Below are 21,265 nucleotides of genomic sequence, written 5' to 3' on the forward strand. Positions count from 1 at the left end.
AATTGTTGATATCGCCTGAATTACGGACCTATGACTCAGAAAAATCGATTTATCTCCCCTTTAAAAATGCGAAGTCGGTTCTATCTTTTTTAACTTCCCCCCCTCAAAAATTGATTATGATTATAAATAGCTTGCCTGATGCTGGCAGGCTGTTGGTTGATATGTAAAAAAATTGTTGCTTGGAGGATGTATATATGAATTTATTGGATGGTTTACAAAAAAAACTGGACGGTTACTTTAATAAAACAAGTGAAATCAACTATGTAAAAATATTTGATACTCCCAAAATATGGGGGCTTCCTTTTGGAAAAGAGATAATGCCACAGGCGGTTAAAAGAGCAGTGGAATTTGAAGAGGCTATTGTCAGCATTCTGGAAAACATGCGTTATCGCTGCGATATTTCCTCCTTGAATGCCCCGGATGCAGAGTGGAGAAAAGTTATCCTATCAGCTATCGATCGCGCATTTACCAAAAAAATAGACAGGAAGGACAGAACTCAGATAAGGTTCTTATTCGCTCAAACACCGACATCTTTGTTAAACGGTGTGAATTCATACTTTGAAGGTACTCCTGAATATCTGGCATTGAAGGATGATATTATTAAATTAATTCAAGAAAGGAGAGATAATTGGGAGTGTATACCTGAAATATGGATTGGTCGGTTTTACAGGATAGTAGACGGACTCAAAGTATCATTAGAGAAGAAAGTGCTGCCAGAGGAAATGTTTCCAGAAGCTGATACCAGAATGACATGGAATCATACAAAAATTATCGCAGTTGATGGAATTGAATCATTTGTCGGGGGCCATAATTTAAATATGGATCTTTTTAAAAACTACCCTCCAGTTCATGATGTCTCTGTTAAAGTTATAGGAACGGCATCATTAAGCTCACAATTATTTTTAAATAACATGTGGGAGGCTGATACAGACCTCTTAACTAAAGAATTCTTTGATATAGATGAAAATCGATGGGTTAATGCAAATGGTATTGTGGGAAAGCCGGCAGATCCATTAAAAAAAGAGCACATTACTGAATATATAGACAGAAAAAAAGAAGAATGCCTAAAAAATCCACCTAAGGACCCAGAATATAAGAAAACAAGCAGGATATTATCCGTAGGTAAATATTGGTCTGGGCCTGATATGCGAACGGATTATAAAAAAGGCTCCGAAATAATGAAAGAGTTTATAATAAAGAATGCAAAGAAAAAAATCCGCATGTCCCAACAGGATCTTGTCAGTGCATGGAAAAAACAATGGCGAGATCACCATGTGTGCCGATGGTTGATAGAAGCATTGCTTGCTAACCCCGAGCTGGAAGTTCAAATTGTTGTATCGCCACTTGATGCAGCCGCAGGTGCTTCTGGTGATCAATATTCTTTTGGTTCTGGAGCCAAAAGAACGTTTGAATTATTTAAATACTATTTGACACATGATGAGCATACCAATGAGAAGCTGAAAGATCCGGATGGAATCAGGCAAGCCGCACTGAAAAGAATAGAGGTTGCCCCTTTTTTCTTTACAGACAAAGTACCTGAAGATCTTTTGATTGAAGGTAATACATACAAATGGCCAAGCGCGGACGAAAGTTCTTATACTGCTACGCTAAAAGAACCGTCTCTTTCTGAAAGACTTCCACAGGAAGGTGCTATAGGACGCCCATTCCGGTCCTTAATTAAAGCGAGTGGTCCGGTATATCCCAAAGTTCCCCCTGCTCCTGGGAATCATGCAAAAGTAACAATAATTGATGATGAACTCTACGTGGTTGGTTCTGATAATCTCTATCCAGGGTATCTTTCGGAGTTCAACTATCTTATTGAGGGAGAAGATGCGGTGAAAGCTTTCATAGAATCCTACTGGGAACCGTTGTGGAAATATTCAGGAACACATTCATTTAATTACAAAAATGTTTGATGTAAGTAACAAGTGTACTGTTATTCCCGCCAACTGCTGGCGGGAATATCACTTGAAAAACATTAAGAAGATGACTTTTCAGGGTAGGAAACCAAATCAACGCGTTTTTCAGTAATAGCCTTGAGGCCAGCAGGACCTCGAACCTGAGAAACCAGATGCTGGCAACCGGATTGCCCCTGTGAAAGATACCAATTAGATTTTGGCTGTCGCCAAGTACTTTGTCATTTCATCATCGGGCACCATACCACCGCCGGTTGCCCAAACCAAATGCGTAGCCTGTTTCATCTTTTCTGCTGAAAGGTTCTTATTGTTCAGGTAATCAAGGTTTCCACTCACACGAGCAGGACCCGCCATCCCAACTAACGCCGAAGGCTCTAACCGGATACCTTCATCACGATCCAGTAAACCCAACAGATTATACATTTCCTGATCTTGAACAGTATAAAACCCATCCAGCAAACGTTCCATCGCGCGCCCAACAAAGCCAGAAGCCCTGCCTACCGCAAGACCATCAGCAGCAGTGATATTGTCGATTCCGATATCCTGCACGCAAATATTGTCATGCAAACCAGTATATACCCCCAACAACATACTGGGAGAATGGGTCGGCTCAGCAAAAATGCAGTGCACATGATCACCAAAAGCCAGTTTCAATCCAAATGCAACACCACCAGGACCGCCACCGACACCACACGGCAAATAAACGAATAGTGGGTGATCTTCATCAACCACAATATTCGTCTGCTCAAACTGCGCCTTTACCCGTCCACCTGCGACAGAATATCCCAGAAACAACGTTTGGGAGTTTTCGTCATCAATAAAGAAACAGTTAGGATCAGATTCGGCTTCTTTACGCCCTCTGGCTACGGCTACCCCATAATCTAGCTCATGTTCCACAACATTGACCCCATGTGAACGTAGCTTTTGCTTCTTCCATTCACGAGCATCGGCAGACATATGCACGTTGACATTAAAGCCCAGTTTTGCACTGACAATACCAATGGACAGCCCCAAATTGCCGGTAGAACCTACAGCAATGCTGTATTGATTAAAGAACTGTCTAAACTCTTCTGAAAACAGTTTGCTGTAATCATCGTTTTCAGAAAGCAACCCTGCCTGTAATGCCAATTTTTCCGCGTGAGTTAACACTTCATAAATTCCACCACGGGCTTTAATCGAACCGGAAATGGGCAAGTGGCTGTCTTTTTTAAGCAAAATTCTCCCGGTGATACCCACACCATAATGTTGCTCCAGTGTTTTTTGCATCGTAGGTATAGCCACTATTTCTGATTCAATAATGCCATGTGTGACGGCTGTTTCCGGAAAAGCTTTACATAAATAAGGCGCAAAACGATCCAAGCGTGCTTCAGCATCCTCAACATCATCAGCGCCCAAACCGACAAAAGGCAATCCCTCTTTCAAGGTGGTATTACAAGGGTTAAGCCAGAAGATTTCCTCTAATTCCATCAAATTTTTTACTAACGGATGTTCATTTAGTAATTGTTGAATTTCAGTACTTTTCATATATGTATTAACCCAAGATGAGTGTTTCCCTGGTATATACCCGTTATCTTTCAAGTTGCCTCTTTGTTGGCTACACTCGCTCACCCCGGTCACATAGTTATCTATGCTCCCGTGGATCGCTCCCTTGCCGTCACGATGCATCTTGAAATCCATAGGGTATATAAAAACAACTGTTGCTTTTTCGATTATTAGAATTTTATTATATTCAATATGTTATGTTTACTACAACTTCTTACCAATATCAGCACATCATATTTTATTTATTTTTTATCTTCCCCTTATTTCGATTACTACGTTAATGTTTATTTTGTTTATTATTTTAGCTATAAAAGCTGCCTATTTTATAGGCTTCCCTGGTATTGACACTTCGCACTTCTTATTCTTATTTTTCAAACTGAGCTGTTGCTTCTTTCCATTACACAATGGTAGAAAGAAGAAACGTCCCAATCAACGCAACCACAGACGCAATAAGTGTTGCGGTTGTATAGTACTTAAAAGTTTCACTGAGCGTTGTCCCACAATATTGCTTAACCAACCAAAACAGTGAATCAGTCACAATAGTACAGCCGATAGCACCGGAACCAATAGCCAATGTAATGATTTCAGGACTAATATCTGGATATAACGGCAACATAGGCGAAACAATTGCTGTTGCTCCCATCATTGCGACTGTTGCAGAACCAACCGCCGCATGCAAAATAATGGCAACCAACCAAGACAAAAGAATTGGGTGCATATCCAGACTCGACAAAATAACAGCCAACGATTCACTAAGGCCACTGACTTTTAAAATACTATTAAATGCTCCGCCCGCGCCGATAATTAATAAAATATTGGCGATAGAAGAGAAACAATCTTCTGTTTTCGTCAACAGCATACTCATTCCCATATTTTGCTTGATGCCCAAGGTGTAATAGGCAACAAACGCGGCAATGAACATAGCTGTAATAGGATTACCAATAAATTCCAGCACCATATAAAACGTGGTGCCTTTTTCCATATTTAATTCAGTAACCGTTTTAACCAACATTAACCCAATTGGTAATAACACAGTAAACAATGTCATGCCTAAAGAGGGTAAATTCTCTTCTTTACGAACTGCAATTTCAGAAAATTCTGCCGGAACCGATTTAAAAGGCAGACGGCTACCGAGAAGTTTCTGAAATAATGGACCACCCACCAAAGCTGCAAACAGGCCAACAATCAGCCCATAAACAATCACCGAACCAATATCTGCACCCAGTTTATTCGTCACAAATAATGCAGCCGGGTGTGGAGGAACAATACAGTGAACCGCCATCAACGCTGTACATAACGGGATCGCTAATTTCAGCAGTGACGTATTGGTTTTCCTGGCAATAGAAAATGCCAATGGAATTAACAATACCACCCCTACTTCGACAAACAGCGTAATACCACAAACCAGACCAATTAGTACCATAATGATATCGGGTGACAGCCATCGGCATTTTTGCAATGTGATACCAATACGCTCTGCCGCGCCGGATATCTCCATCATCTTACCAAGAATGGTCCCCAGACCAATCACTACGGCCAAAAAACCTAACGTATCCCCGATTCCCCCTTGAATGGCGCTCACCATTTCAACAGGGTTCATTCCCATTAAGGCACCGACATAAAAACTGGCTAATAATAACGCAAGAAAAGGGTGAATTTTTAATTTAATTATCGTAAATACAATTAACACAATACTTGTGAGTAACGTACCAATCACCCAAGGTTGTGAATCCACTTAATCATTCCCCACAGTTAGCCTCTGTTCGTCACACGAATTTTCATTATTGAATATGAATATTCAATTTTTGACAAATGATTAATACATAGTCATGCATGAATCAAATTGAGTCAATTCAGTGATACCGATCAAAATTTTCACTTTATTTGCGATTTAAATCACTAAAACTATCTGAAACATACCGCCTTAATGATACGGTTGTATTATCCGTCGTCGATGAACTAGAAACACGATAAATATGTACACAGATGATAATTTCATGGTTGTAAATAAATTACTCAATGGAAGCCAGTTATCAAAGCTGCATACATTTGAGATAGCTGCTCGCCACTGCTCTTTTGTTTTGGCTGCTGACGAATTAGCTATCACTGCCAGTGCGGTCAGCCATCGAATCAGTTCTCTGGAACAAGAGTTAGGATTCAAACTTTTCCAACGTTTTCACAGAAAAATTGAATTAACTAGTGAAGGCAAGCGTTTATTTTGGACAATTAAATCGACGCTGGAACACCTAAATCAGGAAATTCTGGAAATAAAAAATCAGGAGTTATCGGGTAACCTGACTATTTACTCCCGTCCGACCTTTACTCAATGCTGGCTAGTGCCTAAATTGGCTGATTTTAATCAGCTATATCCATCCATTAACCTGAACATCTTAGTCGGTAATGAAAATGTGAATTTCCGCGGTTATGGTATCGATCTTGCGATCTATTTTGATGATATTATATCCAACGAATTATCACATCAATATCTGATGAGTGAATATATTACCCCGGTCTGTAGCCCGCAGTATGCCGAACAACATAATCTAATGGGAAATATTGATAATTTACGATACTGCACACTATTGCATGATAAACAAGCATGGAGCTACGATTCTGATACCAAAGAGTGGAATACTTGGGCAGAACACTTTGACATGACACTGGAGCCATCACAAAAGTGTATTGTCTTTGATCGTTCCGATTTAGCTGCCGTTGCTGCAATACACCATGCAGGTGTTGCAATGGGAAGAAAAAATATGATTTGGGAAAAAATTGAAAACAATGAATTAGTCGCCCCCTTTCCCAACACTGAAGTATTATGTCAACAATATTACTATACCTGTACCCTACCTCAACAACAGAATGAGAAAGTCAATGCCTTTATCCAATGGCTAAAATCAACTATAGACAAATAAAAATATAGCCAACCATTAACGGATATAACAAATCTGCTCTATTTTAAGTGGCGACAGTTAGTCGCCACAGAATTTAACAACGGATTCTACCGTACTTTCAATCCCATCATTTATACCCGTTATCTTTCAAGTTGCCTCTTTGTTGGCTGCACTCACTCACCCCGGTCACATAGTTACCTATGCTCCCGGGGATTCGCTCCCTTGCCGTCGCGATGCATCTTGAAATCCATGGGGTATATTAGCTCTAGGAAAATATTGCTTACCACCGTCTCAAATACTGTTCTACCTTTAATACATGATGATTTTAATACTAGCTTTATTATTTATATCGTCTTTATCACTATTTCTATCCTTAAAAAGTCAGTAATAATGTAATTATTTGAAAATAACATCTAAATTTAATCAAAAAATATATACTAATGGTGTAAGTTATGATACTTGTCACAACTGCTAGTAAGCAAATCGTTTAAATGAGTTATAAAGTCGTTTATTTTAGAAGTATATAGAGTGTAATGAAATGCAAAAATTGTTATTAAGCTGTGGAGTTATCTTTTCTGTATCTGCGATAACTTTACCTGCTCAAGCAGAACAAAATACAGCTTCTATCGGATACGCCTACGTGAAGCCACAAGATGCAAGCGCACTAAATGGTGCAACGTTGAGTTACCGATATGAGCTTGATGATCAATGGGGGCTATTATCATCGTTTACCTTTGCTAAAGGAGATGAAAAAGAGACAACAAAGGATTACCACTCAAAAGGTGATATTAAGTACTATTCCCTAATGGCAGGTCCGACCTATAGGATTAATAATTATATTAGCTTATATGGTCAACTGGGATTATCCAGGATTAATGCAAAATCTTCCACCCACTATAGACCTTCCCCTCGCTATAGTGGTGGATATATTGAAAAGGAAGCAGTAAGCAAAAACACTTTAGGTTGGGGCGCGGGTTTTATTATCAACCCAACTACCAACACCTCAATTACTGCCGGTTATGAAGGTAGCCGTTTTAGTATTAAAGACGGAAACGAGAAAGATCACTTATCTACTAACGGTTTTAATATAACTGTCGGCTATCGTTTCTAATTTAATTAATGAGCAATGTATCATCACCGGGGTTGAATATTCCACAAAATTGACAATCTTGGTGATTTATCGAAATAATCTTAACTCAATTCTGCATGCCAGAAAGCCTGACCCTCGCTTAAGAAAGCTTATCAACCATGAGTAGCCGCCAATAATTAACGCGTTTGATTGGCCTTAACTTGGTGGGTTGTCGGGGACTCGAACCCCGGACCAATTGATTAAGAGTGTATAGAGCTACATTTAAAAACAACTAGATACAGCGAAAACTGCGGCTCACAACGTACTATTTCGCAAAAGTTAGAAAAACATCGAACACACATGAAAACTTTCACGTCCCAAATCCGTCCCAACCATCCCTCATTTACTTTGTCACAGCTATCACTTCGGCACTTCCGGCCATTCTACGTCAGGCGCTTGATTAACATCTACACGCGTAAGCAATACTCTGTACTTCTTCCATTCGAGTAGAGCGGCTTTCTCTGAGTCAGTAGCGACTTCTAAGTCAACAGAGTCTTGTAGCAATGAGAGTGTTTCATTTGCTTGTTGTAACAGTGCTGCTTGTTGTTGCTTAGCTTCATTAATCTGATGAGATTTGAGAAGGTCTTTATCAACTACCCATTCTTTGCCGTTCCACGTATCGAAATCTGTGGGAGGCTTCTTGAAGGTTAGGGTATCCGGCAGTTCACCGATTTCAGTGACTTCTTGCGGAGCGCGAGTTAACGTGTCGTAAGCTGTTTTGCCACGGTAATCCGGGAGGATTTGCCAGCACTTTCCGTCTTCACTGCGACAAACGGCCACATCGTGAGAATCGGGAAGTTCTGGCGCATCGGGATAAGCACCGGCTGATAGACTGACACCGAGCATCACATACTCAATATCTGAAACTGTGAATTCTCTCGTTATCTGATTCGAGTGATAAACCTTTATCCAGCCTGCCTGAATTGCTAATCCGTCTTTACCCAATACGGCTGTTTCATGTTCTAAAGAGTACTTTTGTTCTGTCATTATGCTGCTCTCACTATGTAGTTAAATGCGACGTTGCGGGGGCGGTTTTCGTTGCCGCCTGTCACATATGTTGATACTTTCGTCGATGACACATCGTTTTCAACAACGACCCACGTTTTCGATGTTGAATCAACATTGACGGGCATCCTGCCTGTGGGCATTGTGTGATTATGAGACTTATTCTCGTCAGCTTGCCACGTTCCACACACTCGGCCAGGATCAACACCACGGCTATCATCCCACCCCCGGATAAATTCGCCTCTTAAATCAGGCACTCTACCGGCAGGATAAGCTTCTGCTAGCTTTGGGTATAAAGACTTATCGAATGATTGACCATTGCACGTAAGATAACCGGCCGGAGTGTAGCGGTGTGGGTATGGAATGGGGGAACCAACGGGGTGATCACTGAGATGCTCAAAACCCGGCACTGTTAAGCTGCCGTTTCTGTTAATTTTTGTATTGCTTGTTGTATAAATCTCGCTTGCTATGAAACGACCGGCCCGGCTTGTCGCACTATAGACTCTTCCGCCCGCGCTATCTGCAAAAAGCAGTAGCGAAACTCCAGCGCCGGGATACATACCCGCCATCCCACTGATTCGATAATACCCTTTCGGCAAGTTTTCCGGCAAATTTGTGCTGCTAGGTGTTACATAGAGACTTTCGCCTTGCTTAAAATTGTATGTATTAAAGTCGATAGCTATAGCGTTGCTGTATGTTAAACCCAGCCCGAAATCACCGATTTGTACCGCACTATTCGCCTTATTCACCGTCTCCACCAATCCGAGGTTTTTCACAAACTCACTTTTATTAGGGATGTCGGCACCGTTTTGGGATTTGGCTAGTTTGGTGTTGGCATTATCATTTACATCAGAAACTAACTTCTGAGTGGCAGCAAGGGTATTACTATTGCCTGTTTTGTCTGTGAGTTGGGTGATGCCTTTTTGGGTTAATGAGGCGTCGTGAATTTCTACGGCGCTATTATCAATTAATTTTTTAATAGCAACAAAAAGCTGGCTGTCATTTTTACTGTCTAATTTAATTCCCGCTCCCATAATTGCATTAATTAATTCACGCTGAACGGTATTAAACCATCCTGCATCTAATATTGTCGGTGCAATACCCGCAGCAACATTGCCGTTAGTAAATTCACCGTTTTTATCTGCGGTATTTGTAATATCACCAATTTTTTGCATAGCAAAACCTCACAATAAATGTGATTTGAAAATAATAAATAAAGGGTTATTAGTTGCTGTAACCGAACTGTAAGATTGTGTGTGACGGGCAAAGACGGTTAAATTGACATTCAAGCCGTTTATTACCCCACGAACGCAACGGATCTCCGCAATAACTTCCACCGGCCACAGCGTAAAAGATGGTAGTTTTAGGGGCATTGATACGCCAGGTAAACGGCCAATCTTCACCGTTCAAAGCCTCTCCACAAACTGACTGGCCCGCCCTTGCTTGTCGGTATTCCGTAATTGTGATGGTATAGCCCATCGTTGCCGCCAGATTAATAAAAAACTCTTTTGACTGCCCGCCATCCCTTAATAATCGCGAGACAACGGTTTTCTGTCTGAGCGGAATAGTATCAATTTCTCCGATACCGCAATCGTCGGGTAGACCTAATGACTTTTCCCACTCTGGCAACATAATAGTGGCCGTTGCCGGGAAAGCGCCTTCAATTAATCCCCACGCGTCACGATCACTTCGATAATATGAGCGAGCAATTGCTTTTGCTACGGCACTCATGACTGATGAATGCTGACGAGTCCACGCCAGACCAGCGGGCAACAATCCGTTCAACGCTGATGTATAGTCTTCTACGCTATATCGACTCATGTATAGATAACCTCGCCGCGTAAAGGCAACTCGCCGATCCCCAATTTAATGTTACTTGTCGGGGATGTGATAACGAATCCCGCCGTTCCCGGCACATCAGCAATCGCATATTGCAGTTCGGATATAAGCACTCTCCCTGTCCCGTCTGGATTGCCACTTTCAAAAAATACATTATCAATTGCCGCCGCTATGGCACTTGTCACATCACGACTAACATAAGATATCCCGTTGATTGTGATATCAATTTTACGTTGAATTGGGGAGCAAACCCACACTAACGCAGTAACTGGCTGCAACGGATAGATATAATCGGCAACTCTCGCTTGATCCCCTGTTGCCGCTGTTCCGTAGTTTTCAAGACTGGAAAATCCATCCGTACCCGTTGGGAAACCGCCTTTGCCGTTATTGTCGCACATAATGTAAATGCCAACAGTACCTGCGCCCATTGCCCGGCGCCGAATCCACACACGAGTAATGCCTGGTACGGATAAGGCCCAAAGCCTATAGTCATCATCAGAACCACCGGACAAAAGCCCTTGATACGCAAGCAAAATCCGTGAGCGAAAATCAGACTCGTTTTCAATGTCAGCCCCGCCGATAATTGGCGTTACCGCTTTTCCCTGAACATCAACACCGGCAATACTCTGATCGAGAGTCAGAGTCGTCCCTGCGTCAGCGTTACCTGCACTTCCCCCACCCGTCACATCATCAGAAATATCGGGCAGAATCGCGGTTATTAATGCATTAGCGGCGCCATCTTGCGCAATACGAACATCATAAAGAGTTTTGTATTGATAACCGTCACCGCGATTTAGTATCGTCCCTGCCGGGATAATTGATCCCTCGGTACCAGTAAATAAATAATCATTGCAAATCGCAGCGTTAGCCGATTTACGAAAGACTTTTTTCATTGCCCCCCAACCAGCTAAGTGCTCATCTGTTGCAGTAAAGGGGGTGGTTTGCAATGCGATATAATCAAGATAACCGTAGTGCAGATGAGACATTCCTGCGTCCATGTCCGCAAGAACGCCCATGTTTGAATATCTTAGCAATGTACCAACATCATCAAGTTCAGACTGTAAAAAACTGCGGTTCTGCTCACGCAATTCTGATAGTGTTTGTCGTTTAAATGGCATTATGTTGTTCCCATACCCAGAAAAATCTTAAGTCTTCGCTTTCTCTTCCGGGGCGCTGATAACGAATAATCATGTTTAACCGGTTCGGATAAACGATTTGAGTGTTGATATTTACAGAAGCTACAACACCATCGTCTAACATCCACTGTAGCGCCTCACGCGCGTAATCTTCTGCTTTTAGTGCTACTGCGGCAGTCAGTTTTTGACGTCGAATTAACCATAACCGCGAACCAATCTGGTAATCCGAACCCACGTCACCCCACCAGCCTTTTCTATCAACTCCGTCAATTTCGTCATCACTACGAGCCTGACGGTCTGTAAACAAGCTGATTATTATTGCGGTTTGCAAGTCGTTGCCTGTGACCAAATCCCCGTTCCCAGATAACCAGTCAGCATGAATTTTATTCACATCCCAGTACGAAGTAATATCACTCATTTCACTGGCTCCCCGGTTTGCTGGCTCGTCACCGTTGAACTGCCTGATTCCACGCCGGATACTTTATGCGCATGTCGGTTATACGAATCACGTAACTGTTTCATTGTTGACGTATTACTGTTGCAGTTATCGACGATATCACCAGTAACTTTTAAAATTGGCGTATTACAGAGCACACTCTCGCTTGCATTAATTGTCACTTGAGTGGCGTTATTTACTGTTACCGGCTGGCCCCTGGCTTCAATAGTGATCCCGGATTCAGTCAGCAGGATATGCAAGCCCCACTGGTTATAAAGTACTGTTTCACCGGGATTTAAATTCTTATGCCGGTATTTTTTATTGTTGCTTGCAATCACTACAGCACTTGATCGGTCTCCCCCTAAGTAACCAATCACAACGTCAGTTCCCGCGGGCAATGCAGACGAGAAGCCAAATTCAGCCATTCTCGCCGTGTTATCGCGGACCTCAATCGGCGTTTGATACTGGACAACTTGAATGTTTCCGCTATCACGTGATGTCTTAATTTTTCCGAGTCCCAACATCATTTCAACACGTCGAGATAACTTTCTGATTGCATCATTCATCATCTGATCGTCTCTCTCAAAATTGCGTAAAACTCATACGGTTGTACGGCAAAAGCAGCCGGAGGCATTAAGACTAATTGCGCTTGTGTGCCGTTATCACCGTTACGTGTATATGTCACTTCTGATAAAAGCCATTGCTCATTCTCAAGGCCGAAAATAGGCATATGAATAGGAATTAGAGTATTGGGTTGCCATAATTTACCGCTGCTATCCCGCCAGCTATCAATTGTGACTTTCAGCACTTTTGAGCGCCCGTAGCGTCGGTTCATTTCCCAGTCAATAGATTCTTGTGATCGCTTTGCTGATATGAGCGTACTTTCTATAATGGTGACATAGTTCCGATAACGCATCTTTTTCGCTTCAGGATCACTCGCTGTTGCTAACGTGACCACATCATAACCGCTATCATTACTTGTCTCATTGAGTCCGCTAATAGCAAATGAAAGTCCGGTGTACTCAGAAAACCGTTCATTCATTGAACTATTGTAATCTGATGTTTCGACGTTCTTCCCTTGCTCAACCCCACTCGCTGCCAGTTCTGTGCCTACCCGCGTCATGATTAAATTACCGTCAGGCAAGTCGTAGTAAAGCAATGCTGCAAACCGGGTAACGCGATCAATGACCTCTTGCGAGGACTCACCCCAGTTCAGTGTGAACTGAGGGACAGTTGGCATGTCATCAACATCAGAGGTCACCTGAATGTCGTACCATTGGGCCAGTTTCTGAGCAATCTGTAGCGGAGTAGCCTGACTGATAACGTTGTTCGGCCACTTCGCTGAGCAGTCTACTAAATCCTGACATTTACCCCGTCCCGCTACTTTGATTTCGTGTTTATTTTTAGAAATAGACGGGTTCCAGCTATCTATATAGCCCGTTACAACTCTGTCATCACCAAGAAACACCTCACATTTTTCACCCGGTTCTACGAGTTGTTTCTCATCATTGCCGGGATAGTAATCCATTAACATCAAATCAAAGTCAGAGGGTAATCGTTCTATGCCTCTCGTTACCCGTACACTGTCCCATCCGAAAATACGGCGACCGCCGATCACTAACGACAACTCATCATCTTTCATTGTTTCAGCGCCTTAAACTTAACGGGCATAAATGCCGGGTGAATGGGAGAGACGGCCTGTACCAATTCATCACTGCGTTCAGCATCTTGATAAATTCTGTTAGCGATATTCAATACAGGTAATACAGAAGGCAAGTTAAACTGGGTTAATCTTCCCTTGGCATCCTTCAACGAGAAACTTTCAACAAATTCATAACGTAGCTGAACAAGAGCCTGGAAAACATCATCAGCCGCTAAATCACCCGCTTTAATGATCGCGTTATCAAGAGACTCACAAACACGTCGCTGAATGGTTGCGGCTTCGTCACGATTGGCCGGAATAAGCTCACTTGCTGTTTTCGCCATCGCCCCGGCAGACAGAACAACGAGTAACAATGTCGTGGCTTCTGCTACATCCCTATCAACACTACTCTGCTGATATTGCGTATTTTTAAAGCTGGCAAGATTTTCAAATACCCGGACTTTCTCTGCTGTACTGCCCGTTGCGCTAATGATCACATTGATAACTAACTGCACCCCACCAGCCAAGCCTTCAATCGAATTAGCGTTGTTGAGTTGTGAAAGGGCTTTTGATATTGCCTCTCGCCCCATCACCGCCCCGGCCATTTTTTCATTGACTACCTTTTTATAGTTTTCACTGTCATTGTTTCGCAGTACAACGCCGGTTGCCCCGGAGACAGAACCGCCGATCTTGCCTCGGCTGTAACGTCCGTAGCGTTTACTGCCGAACGTGGAATTCAACATGTCACTAAGATTTGTCACCTCATCAATTGACGATTGCACCATGTTTTCCCAGAAATTAACGGTCTGCTTTATAGTTTTAACGGCCTGGGTGACAGTGCGGATCTCTCCTTTCACCATCGAGATAAATTTTGCGGCCGTTGTTGTGGCCGTTCTGAGCCAATTGGCATTCACTTTACTGTCTGCCGCAGTACTGTTAGTAATGGCAAAGACTTTCAGGCCAGACTCAATCACAGTCAAAGTGAACTCAAACACCCGGCCATTATCCGCACTTTCATTTACACGTAAGCCCGATTCAGTGACGCTGACAGTTAACTCCCCAAGCGTGGGGTGAATCAGAGTACCGCTTACTCCTTCTTCACACGCTGCCACCAAATTATTACGTTGAGTGATCACATCCGGCGCGGAATAAACTTTGCTGTCTTGAATGATAAAGCCACGAAGCGTAATTTTTCGACTACTGCGCCCCAAGTCTTCAATCCAAGCCGTATCACGATAAGGGTATTCATGCACGGCTTGCCGTCTGCCGAAAACGCTTTCACCTGAAACCACGGCAAAGGGTACACCCCGAAATGATGCCGGGTGTAGATGTTCAGACCACTTCCATCCCTGATCTTTCCCCAAAAATGATGAAATGGCGTCTTTAATCAATGGCATATCACCACCTTGTGGTTATTTTAGATACAAAAAAACCGCAATTAAGCGGCGCGTGTGGATGCTACAAAAAAGCCACCGGCAAGGTGGCTTTTGAAAGAGGGTTACTTCCTTATCTTATATAGCGGGATATTTATCTGAGGTATTCCCATTCTGTTACATGCTGATTGAACGTATTCTCTCCAATACGGCCAAACATTGAAAGCGACATTATTTTCAGAAAATGCCTTTAACTCATCACTTGTAAGTTTGGCTTCAGATAGATAAGTAGCATCAAAGACCGCCTCTATTCCAACAGTAACATCTGTAACATCTTCGGACTCTGCTCCTTCGTTGCTTGATGGGTCCACTTTCAGCAATCTTATCCCTACAGAATACTCAAATATATAACATTGCCTGTTGTCTTCCTCGGAAAGAAAAATCTTTATTCTTGATACGTCGCCGTAGGACTGAGTCTTGTGATCCTCATTGAACAATTCTGATAATACAAAGGAGGAGTGAGCTTCTTCGGAAAGTTTAAAACTTGACTCCCGGATATTGACATTAACAATATGTAATTTGTTTTGAGCATTAATGAGTTCGGCATTCATTATGCTGCATCCTCATAGCTAAGATGTGCTGATGTTAGTTCTATTATATCCGCCTGAGAAATTTTTCTGTTTTTTTCCTTCCCAAGAAAAATACCTGCACAATTATCATCATTACGCCATGAAAGTTGGTCGCTTTTTTATTTTTTATCAATGGGTAAGGAAACATCCCTGCCATCTAGAGTAATTGTTATATTTGGTTTTGCACCCAAAACAAAACAGATATCTGATAGCGTTCTGAGCGTCATGTTTCTTGAGCCACTAAGAACCTGAGAAACGTATGATTTTGTTTTTCCAAGCTTATCAGCCAACTCAGATTTTTTGATGGATTTATCTTCCATAGCAAGCAGAACGTCTTCCGTTACGTTAAAAACAAGTTCTTCTTGCGCAAATAACATTTGTTCGTTGTTAAAAATGTGATCATTTTTCATGTCCATCCTCCTCGATTCTTCTCCAGTTAGAGTGGATCTTGCGGATGTTAGATTTGTTTAATTTTGGGTAATCTTTGTATATATAATGGCTGATAAAACAAACGCCACTTTTAGCCTCTGAATACCACAGATAACCCCTTATCGGGATTCTTTTAAGAGCATAAAATTTTTTATTAGATGGAAGGTTGCCTTCGCTAACCAAAGTATCAGAAGCCATTCTTTTGCCATCCGCAAGGCGTTTTATTTGAAGGACTATCTGCATTTCCATGTTTCTCGCCTTTTGCTTAACCAGGCTTTTGGCTGATTCGTAAAAGCTTTCAACGGCACCAACGCAGTGGATTACTGTAAACTTTGAACCATTGTATACAGGCTCTAGCTTCCCCTCGTCTTCCATCATCATCCTTAGCTCATAGTTAATATATATGTTAACTTTATTTTTATGTCAACGTGAATTATTGTGTAGCTTCTTTCACATGACATTAATCTCAAAATGCCATTTATCAGAACCCCTTGGTACGGGAAGCATTTAATCTGACTAATATTTGATCATTGTTACATTTTTTAATCTATCAGACAAATAAAAACACACTTAAACTAAATTAGACCATCCTTGGCTTGAGATAACTACCAGCGGTTTTCCATGCTTAAAAAGTCGTTTTTATGAATGGGGTTCTGTCTGCCTGTGCGGTGGTACGTGAAAGGCCCGTAGTGGGGCTAGCTATCTCAAGGAAGATGAAATTCGCAAATCTTTTTAAATTTCTTTGCCTGCTCTTCCGTTAAGTGAGTTGTAATGTCGGCAACCATTGATGCTACCTTACGCTCCGCAGCATCTCCATCACCTCCTTTACACTCCACTTCATCAATGTATGATAAGCACAAAGAACAAAAATCAACCACTTTTTGTTTCAGAATGTTAGAATCTTTATCAACAAAATCGTAATGATGATAGTTTTCAGCTTTCTTCAAATATTCTGAATTTAATACCAACGTGCACGCAAGAGCTTTGGCCGAATTAGTGGTTCGAATATCACTACCACAATGTTTACACTTAATAGCATTTTTATTGACGAATTCAGCGCAATAAGAACATATTGCATCACTTGATGATCTCCCGAACAAAAGCATCATAAACCCACAGAATGTGACAAACGCTCCAAAAAAAACATGATTATGCTGCGATGCAATCATACCAATATTGCTAACCCTGCCACTTCCATAGTCCGATGGTACGGTTGTTTCCATATTAAAAGCCACAAGAAGCCATATCAAACCAAGGATCAACAGACAATAACCAAAACCTTTCATTAATCACCCCATTTTATTTTTTACATGTTAAAAAACTTTTCCAATATCCTTGTTTAGGGTTCGTATCTAATTCACAAACTGTTTCTCCTTCTGGGGTTACTAGGTATTCCCCATAAACACGACCTTCACCTTCTTTTATAATGCCTTTATTGACAACTAAATAACCAATATAATCATCATTCTCTTTCTTATCGGAAAGATTAAACATATTTACAAATGTTAAGTCGCCAGGAGTAATGTATTTTTCCTTTATTCCTTGATGCAACCCATCAAAAGGAATAGTAAAAGCATGTATCGCATGACTAACAGCCCAAGCAGGGACTTCAAAATAAACGATACCTTTTTCATAATTATAACCAGTAATCTTCATATCATATAATGAACTTTCCGGATCTTCGGTATAACGCTGCTTTATAATATCTTTCTTGCGTGGAATTCCATCATCTCCAATAGATATCACTCTGATACTACTTTTTGACTCAAAAGATTCAGGATTCACTTCCGATACTGTCACTATAGCCAAGGCTCTTTTAGAATCTGGAATAATAGCTGTTGTAGCTATCATGCCTTCACCAGCAACCCAAGATGATATATCACGCCCTTGATAACAAACTAACCCGTTAATATCTAAACTTTCCTGAAAATTAGCAGCAGGAAAAGTAAAACCAGTATACCCATCACGCATGTAAAAATCGTAGCAACTAACATTTTTAGCATTAGCTGTAAATGATAAAAATATACATAACCAACTAAAAATACACGAAAAATAACCAAACCTTTTCATTGCTAACCTCTTTATTTAATTGAACTGAGCAAGCATTAATCAAGCTCATCATAAATCAAGGTTAAACTGTTAAACAACATTAAGAACGCCAAAGTATGATTACGGATATTGCATAGAGGTTGTTACTCTGCCCCCGGTTTTTGCATTAAATTGCTGCCGTTCCCCAGTCTTATTGCTGACAATCGTGATTTCTACCTGGAGTTTGTTTTCACCCATTGCCGATTGAATCGCGTCGGCTATGTTCTGAGCAAGTTCGCTATTATTTGCTTGATTAGCAAAGATAGATGTGGGCCTTTTATCAGATTCAGGCGGCGCTGGTTGATGCATCATGCGCTGTTGATTTAAATAATACCTGTCACGCAAACCCTGCCATTTCGGGTCAAAGATAGCGGCAGTTATTGCATCTGTGATCTCTTTTTGGCTAAACGGTTGTTGACCATGATTTTCCTGTTTGATCATAGCTACCATCAGATTTTCAAGTACCTTGGGGTCATGCATATCTAATTGTTGATTAGGAAGAAAGCCCGTCTCTTTTGATACGAAATTGATGTATGCCTGAGTGTTGTTTCTATCTACACCGCCTGGCGGTGCATGGGTGCTGATTGTGCTATCAACGGTATTCTTCCCCCTGTCACCGTTCAACATTAACTGACGAGCTAGTGCAGAGAGGCCGTCGTGATCATTACCAAACTTAACAAATGTTCCACTTTTCCCTTGCACATACCCTATTCCGTTAGGTGCGTCACGCACATTTCCCGGATTTTTAATTCTCAAACCGAATGAGTCTTTCACTGGTTTTCCGTAAGGATCGGGATACTTAGGAGATTCTATTTTTAGTGGTTCTACTTTTGGCGGTTCTGGAATTTTTGGTGGTTGGGGAATGGCTTCATATCTAAGCTTTTGTGCTTCCCATTGAGCACCATAGTGATCATCAATTTTTTTACCTAAACTACTACTGGGAAATCCCCACTCAAGAAGTATTCTATCTCCAAGAGAAAGGCTCTTCCTAAATTCCTTGTCTCTTAAAGCTCTTTCACGCATATCATCTTTTTTATTTCCGTGATAAAACGAATTAGCGCTATCTCCGTCATACTTTAATTTCTCATTATCTTCTTGATTTTTTAAGTAGTTGAGACCTCCCCCTAAAGCATATTTAGCATACGCAATCTCACTTTGTGCCTTGATTCCTTCCCAACGAGCATCTCGTTCATTTTTTTTATCGTTATATTGATTTAATGCATCATTATCAGCCTGTGACCTAGTTAACCCATCTCGATCGGCCTTACTCAATAGTTCTTGATATATTTCTGGTCCTTTACGTGCCAAAGCCAACCCGTGTTCATCTAAACCAATTTTTTCAGCAATGGTATTTTGAACATCGGACGGATATTGCTGCATGGCCCTGACGACTTCCGGGAAAGTCTTGTATACATCAATCGTTCCGTGTTCATTTTCATAGAGAGGAACACCCATCTTTGTTAATTCCGCTCTGGCTTCTTCCCTTCTTCCCTGTAGTGGATGATTCAAAACTCCATAGAAGCTTTCTACTGACTTTTTAGCATCACCAGCGCTAATACCAAGATATCGCATTGCTCCGGCTATTCGAGTGAAATCAGGAACGTTCATTGCTGAGTTTTTAGCTGCAACATCAAAATCATAGGCTTCTTTTCCCATATCGTTCATTAGCTGAAAGCCTTTCGATATGCCATATGCGGCCATTCCTACACCGCCAATTTTCGCCCCCATCCCCATATATTTAGTTGCCAGTTCGCCGAAGTTTTTAAGCGGAGGGACCATATCACCGATATGCTGGACGTTATCTTTTGCATACTGAGACATATCGCGTAACTTTGTGCCAAGTACATCTACGCCATCCGTTGATTCAGATCCCCCAAATTTCAGGCCCTCTTTAGTCTTTGCCAGGTTGGGATTGAGGCTATTCAACTTTTCATTGATTTCATCAATAACTTTCGTGACATTCTCATCAGCATTTAATTCAAAATCAAAAGCGTTAGCCATTTGTTCGTTCCTTATTCATTCGATTAACTTGTTCAACCCACCACTCAAGCCGTGATCTTGTCAGAAGCCACGCATCGCGCGGCCCCCACTTATAATAAAATGTGACGTCAGCGGCTAGTTGTTGCCAGCCATCGAGCGCTTCGAGTCCAAAAAACCCAGAAGGAACTCCTGACATTTGTGAAAATCACTGATAGCCATTTTTTTCAGTACTGGATCGGGGATTTCTGAAACCAATGAAATCAACAGACGCATAGCGGCAATTGAATGATTTGATTTGTTCTGCGCTTCATAAAACTGCTCAACCTGAATCAATACCGGTTCTTTCAGGTCGATCTGCTCGTAGCGGACTTTGCCGTCGTTACTCTCAATCGGGGTGCTTAAAACGATAGTTTTGGTTTTTTCTAACATACTGATTCTCCAAATTAATTTTCTGTTACCGAGGTGCCTTCCCAGCGCACCTCAAAAGTCGCATCTTCGCTGTTAACTTCTTGCGTGTTGACGGTCCACATGCCTTCACCGATGATCGTTTTACCGTTCGCAATTTCAGCAACGATTGTGACGTTAGTCTGGTCATTGAAATCCGCTACCGTGGTCCCGCCACTGTCACGAACCTTGCACGAGATAAAGCCCGCTTGCGGCTTCTCTTTGTAGCCGTGTACGTAGTCCATCCCCGTTAAGGTTTCGCGGGTGACTGTTGAGGGACTCCAGGTGAAATCCCCTGCGACCATTATTCGAATGCCGTCAACAGTGACATAAGCGGTACCCGCGAGCCTGTTTGATGTATTTCCCATGTTTACCTCTTATGCGGCCGGTTGTAAGCGAAACTGATTAAGGACTGCAAAGACGCGCAACTGATTGATGAGTGTCCCCGTCCACAGCACATCTACCCGGTTCGGATTCTGCGCATTGACTTCAACAATCAGCCCATCTGCAAAGCTTTTTGAATCCTGTACATAACCGTTATATTCCAGTGTTTTATACTGGGCGATTAACTCAGCGCGGATAATGTTGGGGGTCACAATTGCCGAGCCGGGCGCAAAGCGGGTACCGTTTTTCACGAGCTTCATGCGGGCAAACTTACTCGTGATTTGCGTACGGATATAGCGTGTGACGTACATCAGCAAATACAAGGTTTCAACTTCAAGATAGCTGTCATCGTTATCACCAAAACTATTTTTTTGGTACGTCGTGATGATATTTTCGACC

General features: G+C 41.8%; 22 protein-coding genes. 3 read left to right on the top strand and 19 right to left on the bottom strand.

The window, feature by feature from the left end; translation table 11 throughout:
• The first annotated feature begins 194 nt into the window (after nucleotides 1–194).
• Entirely contained in the window at nucleotides 195–1,916 is a 1,722-nt protein-coding gene (locus tag ACGF5R_RS12080) for a phospholipase (RefSeq protein WP_112876906.1), read from the top strand.
• Between the two features lie 192 nt (nucleotides 1,917–2,108).
• Here the strand turns inward: ACGF5R_RS12080 and ACGF5R_RS12085 are convergent, their stop codons facing one another.
• Together ACGF5R_RS12085 and dsdX are read right to left on the bottom strand one after the other, a co-directional pair.
• Nucleotides 2,109–3,440 (bottom strand): D-serine ammonia-lyase, encoded by a 1,332-nt coding sequence (locus tag ACGF5R_RS12085; protein ID WP_387691013.1) that lies wholly within the window; start codon nucleotides 3,438–3,440, stop codon nucleotides 2,109–2,111.
• 415 nt (nucleotides 3,441–3,855) lie between these two features.
• Nucleotides 3,856–5,193, bottom strand: a complete 1,338-nt coding sequence (dsdX, locus tag ACGF5R_RS12090) for a D-serine transporter DsdX (RefSeq protein ID WP_112876904.1) — start codon at nucleotides 5,191–5,193, stop codon at nucleotides 3,856–3,858.
• Nucleotides 5,194–5,434: 241 nt separating this feature from the next.
• Here dsdX and dsdC point away from each other — a divergent pair, with 241 nt between their 5' ends.
• Both dsdC and ACGF5R_RS12100 read left to right on the top strand, forming a co-directional pair.
• Nucleotides 5,435–6,373: a DNA-binding transcriptional regulator DsdC gene (gene dsdC / locus ACGF5R_RS12095; RefSeq protein ID WP_387691015.1), complete on the top strand. Its 939-nt coding sequence runs from the start codon at nucleotides 5,435–5,437 to the stop codon at nucleotides 6,371–6,373.
• A 517-nt stretch (nucleotides 6,374–6,890) separates the two neighbouring features.
• Nucleotides 6,891–7,463 (top strand): Ail/Lom family outer membrane beta-barrel protein, encoded by a 573-nt coding sequence (locus ACGF5R_RS12100; protein ID WP_387691017.1) that lies wholly within the window; start codon nucleotides 6,891–6,893, stop codon nucleotides 7,461–7,463.
• Nucleotides 7,464–7,841: 378 nt separating this feature from the next.
• Here the strand turns inward: ACGF5R_RS12100 and ACGF5R_RS12105 are convergent, their stop codons facing one another.
• The 17 genes from ACGF5R_RS12105 to ACGF5R_RS12185 form a co-directional block, all read right to left on the bottom strand.
• On the bottom strand, nucleotides 7,842–8,468 hold the full coding sequence (locus ACGF5R_RS12105) for a tail fiber assembly protein (RefSeq protein WP_387691019.1): 627 nt from the start codon (nucleotides 8,466–8,468) through the stop codon (nucleotides 7,842–7,844).
• Nucleotides 8,468–9,661 (bottom strand): phage tail protein, encoded by a 1,194-nt coding sequence (locus tag ACGF5R_RS12110; RefSeq protein WP_387691021.1) that lies wholly within the window; start codon nucleotides 9,659–9,661, stop codon nucleotides 8,468–8,470. The genes ACGF5R_RS12105 and ACGF5R_RS12110 overlap by 1 nt, the downstream gene beginning before the upstream one ends.
• Nucleotides 9,662–9,710: 49 nt before the next feature.
• Nucleotides 9,711–10,307 (bottom strand): YmfQ family protein, encoded by a 597-nt coding sequence (locus ACGF5R_RS12115; protein ID WP_387691023.1) that lies wholly within the window; start codon nucleotides 10,305–10,307, stop codon nucleotides 9,711–9,713.
• Complete coding sequence (locus ACGF5R_RS12120) at nucleotides 10,304–11,443, bottom strand: baseplate J/gp47 family protein (protein ID WP_387691025.1); 1,140 nt, start codon at nucleotides 11,441–11,443, stop codon at nucleotides 10,304–10,306. Before ACGF5R_RS12120 ends, ACGF5R_RS12115 begins: the two co-directional genes overlap by 4 nt.
• Nucleotides 11,433–11,879, bottom strand: coding sequence for a phage GP46 family protein (locus ACGF5R_RS12125; protein WP_113048507.1), 447 nt, complete (start codon nucleotides 11,877–11,879; stop codon nucleotides 11,433–11,435). The genes ACGF5R_RS12120 and ACGF5R_RS12125 overlap by 11 nt, the downstream gene beginning before the upstream one ends.
• Nucleotides 11,876–12,463, bottom strand: a complete 588-nt coding sequence (locus ACGF5R_RS12130; RefSeq protein WP_387691049.1) for a phage baseplate assembly protein — start codon at nucleotides 12,461–12,463, stop codon at nucleotides 11,876–11,878. The genes ACGF5R_RS12125 and ACGF5R_RS12130 overlap by 4 nt, the downstream gene beginning before the upstream one ends.
• Nucleotides 12,463–13,539 carry a phage baseplate assembly protein gene (locus ACGF5R_RS12135; protein WP_112879720.1) on the bottom strand — a complete coding sequence of 359 codons (1,077 nt, stop codon included), beginning with the start codon at nucleotides 13,537–13,539 and terminating at the stop codon, nucleotides 12,463–12,465. Before ACGF5R_RS12135 ends, ACGF5R_RS12130 begins: the two co-directional genes overlap by 1 nt.
• A complete protein-coding gene (locus ACGF5R_RS12140) occupies nucleotides 13,536–14,936 on the bottom strand; it encodes a DNA circularization protein (protein WP_387691027.1) in 1,401 nt (466 codons plus the stop codon). The genes ACGF5R_RS12135 and ACGF5R_RS12140 overlap by 4 nt, the downstream gene beginning before the upstream one ends.
• Nucleotides 14,937–15,037: 101 nt before the next feature.
• Nucleotides 15,038–15,523, bottom strand: a complete 486-nt coding sequence (locus ACGF5R_RS12145) for a hypothetical protein (RefSeq protein WP_387691029.1) — start codon at nucleotides 15,521–15,523, stop codon at nucleotides 15,038–15,040.
• Between the two features lie 137 nt (nucleotides 15,524–15,660).
• Nucleotides 15,661–15,951 (bottom strand): helix-turn-helix domain-containing protein, encoded by a 291-nt coding sequence (locus ACGF5R_RS12150; RefSeq protein WP_387691031.1) that lies wholly within the window; start codon nucleotides 15,949–15,951, stop codon nucleotides 15,661–15,663.
• A complete protein-coding gene (locus ACGF5R_RS12155; protein WP_387691033.1) occupies nucleotides 15,941–16,351 on the bottom strand; it encodes a hypothetical protein in 411 nt (136 codons plus the stop codon). Before ACGF5R_RS12155 ends, ACGF5R_RS12150 begins: the two co-directional genes overlap by 11 nt.
• Nucleotides 16,352–16,674: 323 nt before the next feature.
• Nucleotides 16,675–17,256, bottom strand: coding sequence for a hypothetical protein (locus ACGF5R_RS12160; protein ID WP_387691035.1), 582 nt, complete (start codon nucleotides 17,254–17,256; stop codon nucleotides 16,675–16,677).
• Nucleotides 17,257–17,269: 13 nt separating this feature from the next.
• Nucleotides 17,270–18,040, bottom strand: a complete 771-nt coding sequence (locus ACGF5R_RS12165; RefSeq protein WP_387691037.1) for a hypothetical protein — start codon at nucleotides 18,038–18,040, stop codon at nucleotides 17,270–17,272.
• A gap of 99 nt (nucleotides 18,041–18,139) precedes the next feature.
• On the bottom strand, nucleotides 18,140–20,059 hold the full coding sequence (locus tag ACGF5R_RS12170; protein WP_387691039.1) for a hypothetical protein: 1,920 nt from the start codon (nucleotides 20,057–20,059) through the stop codon (nucleotides 18,140–18,142).
• Between the two features lie 114 nt (nucleotides 20,060–20,173).
• Nucleotides 20,174–20,467 (bottom strand): phage tail assembly protein, encoded by a 294-nt coding sequence (locus ACGF5R_RS12175; RefSeq protein WP_387691041.1) that lies wholly within the window; start codon nucleotides 20,465–20,467, stop codon nucleotides 20,174–20,176.
• A 14-nt stretch (nucleotides 20,468–20,481) separates the two neighbouring features.
• A complete protein-coding gene (locus tag ACGF5R_RS12180) occupies nucleotides 20,482–20,850 on the bottom strand; it encodes a phage tail tube protein (RefSeq protein ID WP_112879688.1) in 369 nt (122 codons plus the stop codon).
• 9 nt (nucleotides 20,851–20,859) lie between these two features.
• Nucleotides 20,860–21,265: phage tail sheath C-terminal domain-containing protein (locus ACGF5R_RS12185; protein WP_387691043.1), on the bottom strand; the 406-nt coding region annotated here is incomplete at its 5' end.

It is taken from the genome of Photorhabdus sp. RM71S, assembly GCF_042879355.1.
Taxonomy (GTDB): domain Bacteria; phylum Pseudomonadota; class Gammaproteobacteria; order Enterobacterales; family Enterobacteriaceae; genus Photorhabdus; species Photorhabdus kayaii.

Bases quoted from the DNA above. Each gene is read 5' to 3' on its own strand.
- ACGF5R_RS12080 (WP_112876906.1), top strand. From the start codon at position 195: ATGAATTTATTGGATGGTTTACAAAAAAAACTGGACGGTTACTTTAAT.
- ACGF5R_RS12085 (WP_387691013.1), bottom strand. From the start codon at position 3,440: ATGAAAAGTACTGAAATTCAACAATTACTAAATGAACATCCGTTAGTA.
- dsdC (WP_387691015.1), top strand. From the start codon at position 5,435: ATGTACACAGATGATAATTTCATGGTTGTAAATAAATTACTCAATGGA.
- ACGF5R_RS12100 (WP_387691017.1), top strand. From the start codon at position 6,891: ATGCAAAAATTGTTATTAAGCTGTGGAGTTATCTTTTCTGTATCTGCG.
- ACGF5R_RS12105 (WP_387691019.1), bottom strand. From the start codon at position 8,468: ATGACAGAACAAAAGTACTCTTTAGAACATGAAACAGCCGTATTGGGT.
- ACGF5R_RS12110 (WP_387691021.1), bottom strand. From the start codon at position 9,661: ATGCAAAAAATTGGTGATATTACAAATACCGCAGATAAAAACGGTGAA.
- ACGF5R_RS12115 (WP_387691023.1), bottom strand. From the start codon at position 10,307: ATGAGTCGATATAGCGTAGAAGACTATACATCAGCGTTGAACGGATTG.
- ACGF5R_RS12120 (WP_387691025.1), bottom strand. From the start codon at position 11,443: ATGCCATTTAAACGACAAACACTATCAGAATTGCGTGAGCAGAACCGC.
- ACGF5R_RS12125 (WP_113048507.1), bottom strand. From the start codon at position 11,879: ATGAGTGATATTACTTCGTACTGGGATGTGAATAAAATTCATGCTGAC.
- ACGF5R_RS12130 (WP_387691049.1), bottom strand. From the start codon at position 12,463: ATGAATGATGCAATCAGAAAGTTATCTCGACGTGTTGAAATGATGTTG.
- ACGF5R_RS12135 (WP_112879720.1), bottom strand. From the start codon at position 13,539: ATGAAAGATGATGAGTTGTCGTTAGTGATCGGCGGTCGCCGTATTTTC.
- ACGF5R_RS12140 (WP_387691027.1), bottom strand. From the start codon at position 14,936: ATGCCATTGATTAAAGACGCCATTTCATCATTTTTGGGGAAAGATCAG.
- ACGF5R_RS12145 (WP_387691029.1), bottom strand. From the start codon at position 15,523: ATGAATGCCGAACTCATTAATGCTCAAAACAAATTACATATTGTTAAT.
- ACGF5R_RS12150 (WP_387691031.1), bottom strand. From the start codon at position 15,951: ATGAAAAATGATCACATTTTTAACAACGAACAAATGTTATTTGCGCAA.
- ACGF5R_RS12155 (WP_387691033.1), bottom strand. From the start codon at position 16,351: ATGATGATGGAAGACGAGGGGAAGCTAGAGCCTGTATACAATGGTTCA.
- ACGF5R_RS12160 (WP_387691035.1), bottom strand. From the start codon at position 17,256: ATGAAAGGTTTTGGTTATTGTCTGTTGATCCTTGGTTTGATATGGCTT.
- ACGF5R_RS12165 (WP_387691037.1), bottom strand. From the start codon at position 18,040: ATGAAAAGGTTTGGTTATTTTTCGTGTATTTTTAGTTGGTTATGTATA.
- ACGF5R_RS12170 (WP_387691039.1), bottom strand. From the start codon at position 20,059: ATGGCTAACGCTTTTGATTTTGAATTAAATGCTGATGAGAATGTCACG.
- ACGF5R_RS12175 (WP_387691041.1), bottom strand. From the start codon at position 20,467: ATGTTAGAAAAAACCAAAACTATCGTTTTAAGCACCCCGATTGAGAGT.
- ACGF5R_RS12180 (WP_112879688.1), bottom strand. From the start codon at position 20,850: ATGGGAAATACATCAAACAGGCTCGCGGGTACCGCTTATGTCACTGTT.